Origin of the sequence: Catenulispora sp. GAS73 (assembly GCF_041262085.1) — a bacterium.
Taxonomy (GTDB): Bacteria; Actinomycetota; Actinomycetes; order Streptomycetales; family Catenulisporaceae; genus Catenulispora.
This window is the reverse complement of record NZ_JBGCCM010000020.1, coordinates 189,131-200,409: the sequence shown is the minus strand read 5'-3', so window position 1 is coordinate 200,409 and position 11,279 is coordinate 189,131. Positions and strand designations below refer to the sequence as shown.

Sequence of the window (11,279 nt, the reverse complement as noted above, 5' to 3'; positions counted from 1 at the left end):
GACCTACGGCCGGTAGCCGAGGGCCGCGTCCGGACGCAGGCTGATCAGCGCCTTCGACGCGATGGAGACGACGATCCCGGCCACACCGACGGCGAAGAGGATCACCGTCGCCGCGGTCGGACCCTTGAGCAGCAACCAGACACCGTTACTGCCGATGAGGGCGCCCGCCATGCCGATCAGGAAGTTGGCCCAGAAGCGCACGCGGCTCCGCAGAACCACGGTCTCACCCTCGGTAACGCTGACCACGAGCGTCCGCGAGGCGAACCCGGTCTGATTCACCCGCACGCGGTGCACACCCGGCTCCACCTCGAAGTGCCGGCTGTCGCCGTTGCGAACCTTGCCGACCCGTTTGTCGTCGACGCGCACCCCGAACCGAACCGTCCAGCCGCTCCACGCTGATTCCCTCATGACGACGATGCGGCCGGCCACCAATGCCTCCCCAGTTGGTGCGCACAGCATAGGGAACGAATCTGAAACCGCCATCCCCTACCCGCCGTCGAGCGCGTCCCACCCCCGCTGGGCGGCTGGGTGCCACTCGGCGTGGCGGGCGTGGAAGATCTCCACTGCCTTGGTGCCTGTCCAGTCGGTGGGCAGGAGTTCCTGGGGGAGGCGGGGGTCCAGGAAGGGGAAGCGGCGCCATTCGTGGACTAGGCGGGTTTGGGTTCGCATTGCTTGGGCGTCGGTGGTGGGGGTTGTTGTGCTGAAGGTGGTGATGAAGGCTTCGTAGTCGGCTTCCAGGGTGCTGAGGTTCCAGGCTCGGGTGACCATCGCCTGTTGGCTGCCGATGGTGCCGTGGGCTGCTGTGAACGACATCGCGCCGTGGGCCAGGTCGAGGTCTTGGAGGACTTCGCGCGCTTCCTGTTCGCGGGCGGGGTTGGGGTTGATCCAGATGCCGGGGTCGGGGGTGCCGAAGCCGGCCCAGGTGAGGCGGGTGCGGAGGCGGTGGCGGAGGTCGCGGCGGGTTTCGGGGACGGTCACCAGGAGCATCAGCCAGCGGCCGTCCCAGGGCGGGGTGTTCGGGGTGCGGCCGAAGGTGAAGATGCGGTCGGCGCCCTCGGTGAGCAGGTGGCGCCCTTCGGGGGTCAGGGTCCAGCGGACGCGGCGGCCTACGCGTTCGGAGGCGATCCAGCCTTCTGCGGACGTGCGGGCCAGCGCCTGGCGGGCCGCCTTCTCCTCGACGCCCTCGGTGCCCAGCGCCTCGACCAGGGTCGATGTCCACGGCGGCCGTTCGCGCGGCAGGACGTACTCGCCGAGCAGCGTCATCAGCAGCGAGCGTGCGCTGACCGTGTTCATCTCGCGACGCCGGGTGACGCGCGGCAACGCCTCGGACCCCTCCATGACGCACCACGGTACCGGTGCGCGGCGTCGATTTTCTGTCGAGTGCACGGGTTTCCGTTGCCTTGTGATCGAAGGCGGGGGAGAGGTTGGGCCTGTGAATGAAATGGTGATGGGAGGTGTAGGGGAGAAGTTCGTCAGGACTTGATCGAATACGCGCCTGGGGTGGTCTCGCTATGTCCGCTTTTACTGCGGATTCCGCGGCTGGGGACCCTTGACGCTCGTTACGTCCATCACTTTTCATAGCCCGAACACACGGGTTGCTCATGACCCGGGTTCCCCAGGCATGGAGGCGGTAGCGGAGTATGACCGAGATCTTGGCCCGGCCCTCCGCCTCGGAGAATTCGGAGAGCTCGGAGAGCTCGAAGAGCTCGAAGAGCTCGAAGACTCAAGCGGCCGCCGATGGCGCTCCCGCCAAGCCCGAACTCGCCCGCTCCCTCGGCCTCGTCGGCGCGGTCCTGCTCACCCTCTCCTGCCTGACCCCGGCCAGCTCCCTGTTCGTGATCGTCCCCGGCCTGTTCGCCACGCAGGGCACCGGCACCGCCCTCACCCTGGCGATAGCCGGCGTCCTGTGCGTCGGCGTCGCCTTCTGCTACTCCGAACTCGGCACCCTGATCCCCTCGGCCGGCGGCGAGTACGCGATGGTCGGTTCGCTGCTGGGCCGGGTCTCCGGCTGGCTGACCTTCTTCCTGGCCGGCGTCGCGGCGTTCATCATCCCGCCGATCATCGCCATCGGGACCGGCAAGTATCTGCACGCCGCCATCCCCGCGCTCCCCGTCAGCGGCGCCTACACCGGCGCGTTCGTAATGGCCGCCTCGACCGTCATGGGCGTCTTCGACCTGCGCGCCAACGCCTGGATCACCGGCGTCTTCCTGGTGCTGGAGGTGATCGCCGCCGGGCTGGTGGCCGTGCTCGGCTTCGCGCACACCCACCAGGGCGCCGGCGTCCTGCTGCACCCGGTGGTGTCCGACGGACAGCACTCCACCGCGCTGCCCTTCGGCACGATCATGGTCGGCCTCGCTGTCGCCTTGTTCGCCCTGCAGGGTTTCTCGACCGCCGTCTACCTCTCCGAGGAGATCCAGGAGCCGCGGCGCAACGTCTCGCGCGCCGTGCTGTGGACGCTCGGACTCGGCGCGGTCGTGGTCGTCGTCCCGACCGTCGCCATCACCCTCGGCGCGGGCGGTGCCAGTGCCCTGACCGGCGCGAACTTCGACCTGATCGGGCTGGTCAAGAGCTGGAGCGACTCCGCCGTCGGCGCCTTCGTTGCGCTGTGCATCGCCGCGGCCATCGTCAACGCGGCGATCGTCATGGTGATCCAGAACTCGCGCATCCTGTTCGCCTCGGCGCGCGACAAGGCCTGGCCGGCGCCGGTGAACCGGGCGCTCGGCACGGTCTCCGCACGCTTCGGGGCGCCGTGGGTCGCCACGCTCGCGGTCGGCGCGCCGGGCACCGCGCTGTGCTTCGCGCCGGTCGACACGCTCAACGGCATCACCGGCGTCGCGGTGACCGGCCTGTACCTGATCGTCGCCGTCGCGGCGCTGGTCGGGCGGCGCGGCGCGCACAAGGCGAAGGGCGCGTGGCGGATGCCGCTGTGGCCGGTGGTCCCGGTCCTGGTCGTGGGCAGCCTGGTCGGCATCCTGTTCGAGCTCTGGCGTACTCAGCCCTCGGATCTTTACTGGACGCTCGGCGCCACCGCGGCGGCTGCGCTCTACTGGGTGTTGTACCTGCGCCCGCGCGCCGCGACGCGCTGGCTGATCGACGCCGACCCCGGCCGGCAGTGAGCAAAATGGGAACTCCCGGAACTGGGAAAACCCATTCCGGGGGATAGCCGGATCGCTACGATGCGTAGCTGTGGGGGACGACGATCAGGTCGAGGCCGGTGCCCGAGCGCTGGCCGCGCGCATGCTGGAGCGCACCGAGGAGTTCGCGGACGCCGTCACTGCGCGGATCAACGCCCTCATCCCGGTGTACGCCGAACGGGTGCCGATCGCGGATCTGTACCGCTCCGTCACCGACCACTATCGGGTGATCTTCGACGGGCTGCTGGACCCGGACCTCGACGGCAACGCGCCGGCCGACATGGCCGGGCGTTCCCGCGCCGCCGAAGGCGTGCCGATGTCGGCGGTGTTCGAGGCCTACCAGATCTCGCTGTCCTTCATTTGGGAGCACCTGGCCGAGGCCGCCGAGCGGGACGAGGTTCCGCCGCGTGTCGCGCTGCGTGCCGCCTCCGCGCTGTGGGGGCGGCTGTCGGGGTTCACCGACGTGATGTCCGACAGCTACCGCACGGAGCTCGCGGCCCGGATCCGCAGCGAGGAGCAGCGCCGCTCGGCCCTGATCCAGGCGCTGCTGGAGGGGCACCTGTCGGAGCCGCAGGTGTGGGAGGCCGCCGACGCGCTGCGGCTGCCGCACCAGGGCCCGTACGTGGTCATCGCCGCGCGGGTGGCCGGCGCCGGCGAACACGGCGTGAGCCGCGGGATCGAGGAGGGTCTGCAGCAGCAGAGCATCACCTCGGCCTGGCGGCTCCTGCACGACGTCGAGATCGGCCTGGCCAGCCTGCCGCGCCCCGCCGACCAGCTGGACGTGCTCATCGACGCGCTGGCCACCGGCAGCGTGGGCCGGGTCGGGGTCAGCCCGCTCTACGACGATCTCACCGGCACCGCCCAGGCCCTGCGCCTGGCCCGCATCGCGCTGCGCGGCTCGGCAGGCCCCGGCAAGGTCGTGGTCTTCGGCCGCGACTCGCTGTCGGTGGCGGCGGCCAGCGCCCCGGACGTGATGGCGCGCCTGTCCCGCGCGATCCTGGCCGGCCTGGAGCCCATGCCGGCCGAGGACCGCGCCATCCTGCTGGACACCTTCGGCGCCTGGCTCGACCACGGCGGCTCCGCCGACGAGGCCGCCCGCCGGCTGTACGTCCACCCCAACACCGTGCGCTACCGCCTCCGCCGGCTGGAGGAGCGGACCGGCCGGACGCTGTCGGATCCGCGGCAGGTCGCCGAGCTGAGCCTGGCGTTCGAGGTGGATCGGGGGCGCGTGGCTTTGCTGGCGGAGGATGACGGTGAGCGGCAGGACGGGATCGGGGAGCAGCGGTGAGCAAGGTGCTCGCTTCCGCATGCAGACTCCGGCCCAGGCAGCAGCCGCCGCCGCAGTGGTGGTGGTAGCAGCAGCCGTAGCCGCATGCTCAGCGCTCACTTCCGCACGCAGACCCCGGCCCGGGCCGCTGCCGCAGGGGCTTGCTTGGTGCTTACTTCCGCAGATAGATCCCAGTCCGAGCAGCGGCCGCAGCAGCTGCAGCGCGCTCGGCGCTCACTTCCGCACGTACACGCCGGCCCGAGCCGCAGCAGCAGCCGCACGCTCGGCGCTCACTTCCGCACGTACACGCCGGCCCGAGCCGCCGCAGCAGCAGCCGAAGCCGCACGCTCGGCGCTCGCCGCGTCGAGCGCGTCGCCGCTGACCAGGAACCGGTAGTACAGCGGCGCCGACACCGCGCGGATCACCTCCGCGGCGTCAGTGTCCTGCGGCACCTCCCCGCGCGCTGCGGCCTGCTCGACGCATGGGGCCCACTCCGTGATCCGGGTCGCGTAGAAGCGGTGCAGTGCGGTGGCGGTGTCGGGGTGGCTGGCGGCTGCCGTGATGACCGCTTTGAACAGTGCGCTCGATCGTGGTTCGGTCAGTGTCTTGCGGACCAGGCGCGCGTTGGCGAGTAGGTCGCCGTCCAGGGTGCCGGTCTCGGTGCGGGGGAGGGATTGCTCCGCCATGTCGAGCAGGAGGTCCGCGACCAGTGCCGCCGGCGTGCCCCAGCGGCGGTAGACCGTGGTCTTGCCGATGTCGGCGCGGCGGGCGATGTCGGCCAGGTCCAGGGTGTCGAAGCCGGTCTCGATCAGCGCGTCCTCGGCTGCGCGCAGGGCCGCGGCGCGGGTGCGGGCGGTGCGGCCGCCGGGGCGGAGCGTGCCGGGGGCCGAGGGTTCGTCGGGCATGGCCCGCATCCTAATGAAACTGCGGGGCCATTAGGGGTGTCAGGCCGTCGGCGGCCGTTCCCCGGACCCTCGCTCGATCAGCCGTACCGGAACCGTCAGCGTCTCCGGCGCCCGCTCCGGTTCCGCCAGCCGCGCCGTCATCAGGTGCAGTGCCGCGTGTGCCATGCCCAGGCTGTCCTGCGCGATTACCGTCACCGGCGGATCCAGCAGGCCCGCCAGCGGGAAGTCGTCGAATCCGACCAGCGCCGGCCGGAGCTCGGGCGGAACCTCGGTCGCCAGGTGGGTCAGGACCGCGAACGTCGTGGTGACGTTCCCCGTCACCAGAGCCGTGACCGGCGCCGCGCCCGACAACACCGTACGAAGCGCCGCGCTGATCCGCCGTTGCTCGGTCTCCCCGGTGTGCACGAGTCCGGTCACCGCGCGGCCGTCGGCGCTCAGGCACGCCCGAAAGGCCGCCGCGCGTTCCCGTCCTGTGAAGATCCGCTCATGGTCGCCGATGTACGCGATGCGCGTGTGGCCGTGTGCGGCGAGCTGCCGGTACGCCATGCGCACGCCCGAGGCGTTGTCCGCCAGCACCGCGTCGGTCTCCGGGCCGGCGACCGGCCGGTCCACCGCCACCACCGCCAGGCCGGCGGCCATCTCCGGCGCCAGGTAGGAGTGGTCCGGGCCGATCGGCTCCACGACCACGCCGTCGAAGCCGCGGCGCGCCATCGACAGCACCACGGTGCGTTCGCGCTCGACGTCGTCGGCGGTGGAGGCGGCGAACACGGTCAGGCCCGAGGCGTACGCGCCGCGTTCGAACTCCGCCAGCAGCGGGTTGCGGGCCGACATCTCGCGGGCCGCGACGCCGATCGTGCGGCTGGTGCCGCGCCGGAGTTGCTGCGCTTGTTCGTCGGGGCGGTATCCGAGCGTGTCTATCGCGGTCTGCACGCGGCGGGCGAACTCCGGGCCGACCGTCGGGTCGTGGTTGACAACCCTCGACACGGTGCTCAGCGCGACGCCGGCCTCGCGGGCGACGTCCACCATCGTCGGGCGTCTGGACCGGCGCCCTGAAGCCTTCGTCATGGCATATCCGCTCCACGGCCTGTCGTGACCTGATCGAGACATTCGCAGGGCTTGACGATGCCCCGGACCGCGCGCCTAGATTAACGCGAAAATAACGTTTTCTCAAAGCACGGCGCCACTCGGTCCGCACTCTCCACCGCGCGCCACGCGGCGGACACGTTGTCGCGAAGGAGTCAGGATGTTGTCTAAGAGTTTACGCATAGCGTGCGCCGGTGCAGCTGCCGCGCTCGCCCTGACCGCCTGCTCGTCGTCCTCCTCCAGCGGCGGCGGCGGAGGTAAAACGCTCAAGGTCGCCTACCAGAAGTTCGGCAACGAGATCCACGTCGACGCGCACATGCAGAAGGTGAAGGCACAGTTCGAGGCCGCGCATCCGGGCATCACGGTCAAACTGGACCCGATCAACGTGTCCGAGAACGACTACTACACCAAGATCGACCTGATGATGGGTTCCAGTTCCACCGCGCCCGACGTGGTCTACGAGGACACCTTCCTCATCAACTCCGACATCCAGGCCGGCTACCTGACGCCGCTGGACTCCTACCTGTCGACCTGGTCGGACTGGTCCCAGTTCCCGGACACGGCCAAGGCCGCGGCCCGCGGGCTGGACGGCAAGACCTACGGCGTCCCGATGGGCACCGACACCCGTGCGCTCTACTACAACAAGGACTTGCTGACCAAGGCCGGGATCACCGTGCCGTGGCAGCCGAAGTCCTGGGCCGACGTCCTGGCAGCGGCTAAAGCGATCAAGGCGAACGATCCCGGCGTGATCCCGCTGAACGTCTACTCGGGCAAGCCCGACGGCGAGGGCAGCACCATGCAGGGCTTCGAGATGCTGCTGTACGGCACGCAGGACACCCTGTACGACGGCTCCAGCAAGAAGTGGATCGCCCCGAGCAAGGGCTTCACCGACTCGCTGCAGTTCCTCAAGGACGCCTACAGCGGCGGCCTGACCGTCCCGCCGCAGCAGGAGCTCGACCCCAACATCGGCAACGTGGTCGGCGGGCAGCTGCTCCCCGCGAGCAAGCTCGCCATCGACCTGGACGGCTCCTGGGTCACCAGCACCTGGACCGCGACCGGGGCCAAGCCCTGGCCGGCGTGGTCCACCGCGCTCGGCGAGGCGGCGATGCCGACCCAGGACGGCGGCGGCAAGGGCACCACCAGCATGTCCGGCGGCTGGACGCTGTCGGTCACCGCGAAGTCGAAGAACAAGGACCTGGCCGCGCAGTTCGTCGAGCTGGCGCTGAACAAGGACAACTCCGCGTCCTACGACGACGCCGACGGCCAGATCGCGGTCCGCAACGACGTGGCCTCGGACCCCGCGTACCAGAACTCCAATCCCACCACCGCCTTCTTCACCGGCCTGGTCCCGGTCACCAACTACCGCCCGGCCTACGCCGAGTACCCGAAGGTGTCCGACGCGATCCAGGTGGCGACCGAGGCGGTGATCACCGGCCAGGCGTCGCCGGCGGACGCCATGAAGACGTACACCGAGACCCTGAAGGGCATCGTCGGCTCCGGCAATGTGGCGGCGGGCAGCAGCTGATGGCGATCGGCGAAGACCTCGCGGGCGCGGTGGGGCGGATCACGGCCCCCCGCCGCGCCCGCGCCGCCCGCGCGACCCGGCACCTGCCGCTGGCGCCGGCCCTGATCATGCTCTTCCTGTTCTTCCTCGGCCCGGTGCTGTGGAGCGTCTACAGCTCGTTCACGAACGCCGCGCTGACCGGCGACGGCGCGCAGAACCCGCAGTGGGTCGGGCTGGAGAACTTCCGCCGGCTGTTCTCCGATCCCAACGTCACCAACGGGATCTGGCTGACCGTGGTGTTCGTCCTGGGCTCGGCGGTGATCGGCCAGAACCTGCTGGGGCTGGGCATCGCGCTGCTGATGCGCGGCCGGAACCGCTGGCTGCGCGGGACGGTCGGGGCGATCGTGGTCTCGGCGTGGGTGCTGCCGGAGGTGGTGAGCGCGTTCATCTGGTACGCGTTCCTCGGCCAGGACGGGACGCTGAACCAGGTGACCAGGGCGCTCGGGATCGGCTCCCAGGACTGGCTCTACAGCAGCCCGATGCTCGCCGTGATCATCGCCAACACCTGGCGCGGCACCGCGTTCTCGATGCTGGTCTACAACGCCGCGCTGGACGACGTGCCGACCGACGTGCAGGAGGCCGCCGAGCTGGACGGCGCGACCGGCTGGCGCCGGCTGTGGTCGGTGGTCCTGCCGCTGATCCGGCCCTCCATCGTGACCAACCTGATGCTGATCACCCTGCAGACGCTGTCGGTGTTCACGCTGATCTACGTCATGACCGCCGGCGGTCCCGGCTTCGCCAGCTCCACGCTGCCGGTGCTGATGTACCAGCAGGCGTTCAAGTTCTCCGAGGTCGGCTACGGCACGGCGATCTCGTTGCTGCTGCTGGCGATCGGCGCGGTGTTCTCGTTCGTGTACGTGCGCGTGTTGAAACCGGAGGCCTGAGATGGCGACGATGGGGATTGACACGCCGCGCCGCCGCGCCGCCGGCATGCTCTGCACGGGCATCCTGGTCCTGATCGCGGTGGCGTTCCTGGCGCCGCTGATCTGGCTGGTGCTGTCGTGCTTCGACAGCTCGGCCCAGACCTCGGTGAAGCTGCCGGATCATCCGAGCATCGACAACTTCCGGGCCGTGATGAACACGGACATGCTGTGGCGGCCGTTGTGGAACGGACTGCTGCTGTGCGGGGGATCGGCGCTGATCACGGTGGTGATCGCGACACTGGCGGCGTACCCGCTGTCGCGATACCAGACGCGCTTCCGCAAGCCGTTCCTCTACACGGTGCTGTTCGCGACCGGCCTGCCGATCACCGCGATCATGGTCCCGGTCTACGGCCTGTTCCTGCGGTTGCAGCTGATCGACTCGATGCCGGCCACCGCGGTGTTCCTGGCGACGACCTCGCTGCCGTTCGCGATCTGGCTGATCAAGGGCTTCATCGACAACGTGCCGATCAGCCTGGAGGAGGCCTCGTGGGTGGACGGCGCGTCGCCGATGGCTGCGCTGCGGTACATCGTGGTCCCGCTGATCGCCCCGGGCATGTCGGTGGTGCTGATCTTCACGTTCATCCAGGCGTGGGGCAACTTCTTCGTGCCCTTCATCCTGCTGCAGAGCCCTGAGAAGCTGCCCGCCTCGGTGACGGTGTTCACCTTCTTCGGGCAGTACGGCGCGGTGGCCTACGGGCAGCTCGCGGCCTACTCGGTGCTGTATTCGATGCCTGTCGTGGTGCTGTACCTGATCGTGTCGCGGGCGATGGGAGGCGCGTTCCGCTTCGCCGGCGCGGCGAAGGGGTGAGGAGCCGATCCGCCCTTCGGCGCGGCCGACGGCTAGGATCGGCACCTCAATGAGTTGTCGCCCGGCCGCCGGTCCGGGTCCTTCAGTGGAGTGAGCAGTACGGACCACCCGGTCCCCGGACCCGACGAGAGTGGCGGCGAGCCAGACCCCGCCGCCCCGCCGTCACGCGCCCGGGCGGCGGAGCTCGGATGGTTGCCGTGGGCGGTCGGTGCCGTGCTGGTGGCCACGCAGCTGGTGGTGCTCGTGTACGCGCCGGGGCGGTGGCGTTCGGCCAGTGCGGTGGTGGTCGCCGTGGCGACGCTGGCGGTGATCGGGATCGTGGTGTTCGGCGGGGACGAGACGCCCTAGAGCCGCGCTAGCCGGTCCGCTCCCTGATCACCTGTTCCACGGCGACCGCAGCGGCCATGGCGGCCGCGCCGGTCAGGACCGCGCTGTCGCCGAGTGCTGACACTTCCAGGCGCGGCGGATACGGCAGCCGCTCCTGCAGGCGCTGCGCGACCCGCTCCAGTAACAGATCGCCGTTCAGCCCGATGCCGCCGCCGAGGATGACCAGCTCGACGTCGGCGACCGCCGCCACCACGCCTATATAAGCACTGATACGCCGCGCGACCTCCTCGACGATCGCGATCGCCCGCGGATGCCCGGCGCGTGCCCGGTCGAAGATCAGCTCTGTCGTCAGGTCGCCGTCGGGCGTGAGCTCTGGCGTGAGCTCGGACGTGAGCTCGGCCGCGAACGGTTTCGCGTACTCCACGATCGCGGCCGCGCAGGGGTCGTTCGCGGCGAACCCCTCGGCGTCGAACGCGGTGTCCAGTTCCCCGGCCGCGCCGGAGTGCCCGCGGTGCAGGTGCCCGTGCAGCACCAGGCCCGCGCCGACGCCGGTGCCCACCGACAGGAACGCGAAGGTCTCGGCGGCGGCGCCGGTCCCGTGCGTGTTCTCGCCGAGGGCGGCGAGGTCGATGTCGTTCTCGACGGTGGACGGCACGCCGAGCGCCGCCTCCAGCTCTGTGGCGATCGCGAAGCCGTTCAGCGCCGGAATGTTGAGCGCCTGCCAGACCCGGCCGGTGTGCCGGTCCACGACGCCCGGCACCCCGGCCACCGCGTGCCGTACCGTCGCGGCGTCCACGCCGGCCGCGGCGACCAGCTCGCGGGCCAGTTCCGCCGCGGCCGTCACCATGCGCGGGGCGTCCATGCCGTGCACGTCCACGTCCAGCCGCGCCGCGATCGCCGCGCCCGGCCCGGCCAGCACGCCGCGCAGCCGGTGCGCGCCGAGGTCCAGGCCCAGCGCGTGCACGCCGTCCGGCTTGGGGCCGAAGAACACCGCGCCGTGCGAGGGGTCGCGCGCCGAGTCGGGGGACTGCGTCACCAGGCCGGTGGCCAGCAGTTCCTCCAGCAGCACCGACACCGTCGGCTTGGAGATCCCGGTGAGCCGCGCGATCTCGGCGCGGGAGATCGGGTGGCCGCCCTCGATCACCGACCACACCGTCCGGATGTTCATCTCCCGGAGCGTGGCCGCGGTGACCCCGGTGGTCGGGCGCACTGCGCGGATGCTCATGGACGCAGAGTACGGCTTGGGCGCCGCTTGCGGTTCAAGGGTG

The 11,279-nt window shown here is 70.5% G+C and carries 11 protein-coding genes; 6 read left to right on the top strand and 5 right to left on the bottom strand.

The annotated features are described in order from the left end of the window. Positions 1-3: 3 nt before the first annotated feature. The gene (locus tag ABH935_RS28945) at positions 4-366 is read right to left on the bottom strand and encodes a hypothetical protein (protein ID WP_370381088.1); all 363 of its coding nucleotides are present in this window, start codon (positions 364-366) and stop codon (positions 4-6) included. Positions 367-486: 120 nt separating this feature from the next. Next, a complete protein-coding gene (locus tag ABH935_RS28940) occupies positions 487-1,338 on the bottom strand; it encodes a PaaX family transcriptional regulator C-terminal domain-containing protein (RefSeq protein WP_370381087.1) in 852 nt (283 codons plus the stop codon). A 302-nt stretch (positions 1,339-1,640) separates the two neighbouring features. Here ABH935_RS28940 and ABH935_RS28935 point away from each other — a divergent pair, with 302 nt between their 5' ends. Then, positions 1,641-3,116 (top strand): APC family permease, encoded by a 1,476-nt coding sequence (locus tag ABH935_RS28935; RefSeq protein WP_370381086.1) that lies wholly within the window; start codon positions 1,641-1,643, stop codon positions 3,114-3,116. 70 nt (positions 3,117-3,186) lie between these two features. Next, on the top strand, positions 3,187-4,422 hold the full coding sequence (locus ABH935_RS28930; protein WP_370381085.1) for a PucR family transcriptional regulator: 1,236 nt from the start codon (positions 3,187-3,189) through the stop codon (positions 4,420-4,422). Positions 4,423-4,691: 269 nt separating this feature from the next. Here ABH935_RS28930 and ABH935_RS28925 read toward each other — a convergent pair whose 3' ends face one another. Then, positions 4,692-5,306: a TetR/AcrR family transcriptional regulator C-terminal ligand-binding domain-containing protein gene (locus ABH935_RS28925; RefSeq protein ID WP_370381084.1), complete on the bottom strand. Its 615-nt coding sequence runs from the start codon at positions 5,304-5,306 to the stop codon at positions 4,692-4,694. 39 nt (positions 5,307-5,345) lie between these two features. Further along, positions 5,346-6,371 carry a LacI family DNA-binding transcriptional regulator gene (locus tag ABH935_RS28920; protein WP_370381083.1) on the bottom strand — a complete coding sequence of 342 codons (1,026 nt, stop codon included), beginning with the start codon at positions 6,369-6,371 and terminating at the stop codon, positions 5,346-5,348. Positions 6,372-6,549: 178 nt separating this feature from the next. On the opposite strand from ABH935_RS28920, the gene ABH935_RS28915 reads away from it, so the two are divergent. The 4 genes from ABH935_RS28915 (at position 6,550) to ABH935_RS28900 (ending at position 10,032) form a co-directional block, all read left to right on the top strand. Continuing rightward, positions 6,550-7,914: an extracellular solute-binding protein gene (locus ABH935_RS28915; protein ID WP_370381082.1), complete on the top strand. Its 1,365-nt coding sequence runs from the start codon at positions 6,550-6,552 to the stop codon at positions 7,912-7,914. After that, positions 7,914-8,837: a carbohydrate ABC transporter permease gene (locus ABH935_RS28910; protein WP_370381081.1), complete on the top strand. Its 924-nt coding sequence runs from the start codon at positions 7,914-7,916 to the stop codon at positions 8,835-8,837. The genes ABH935_RS28915 and ABH935_RS28910 overlap by 1 nt, the downstream gene beginning before the upstream one ends. A gap of 1 nt (position 8,838) precedes the next feature. After that, entirely contained in the window at positions 8,839-9,684 is an 846-nt protein-coding gene (locus ABH935_RS28905; RefSeq protein ID WP_370381080.1) for a carbohydrate ABC transporter permease, read from the top strand. A gap of 90 nt (positions 9,685-9,774) precedes the next feature. After that, positions 9,775-10,032 (top strand): hypothetical protein, encoded by a 258-nt coding sequence (locus ABH935_RS28900; RefSeq protein ID WP_370381079.1) that lies wholly within the window; start codon positions 9,775-9,777, stop codon positions 10,030-10,032. 7 nt (positions 10,033-10,039) lie between these two features. Here ABH935_RS28900 and ABH935_RS28895 read toward each other — a convergent pair whose 3' ends face one another. Beyond that, positions 10,040-11,236: an ROK family protein gene (locus ABH935_RS28895; RefSeq protein ID WP_370381078.1), complete on the bottom strand. Its 1,197-nt coding sequence runs from the start codon at positions 11,234-11,236 to the stop codon at positions 10,040-10,042. Between the last annotated feature and the right edge of the window lie 43 nt (positions 11,237-11,279).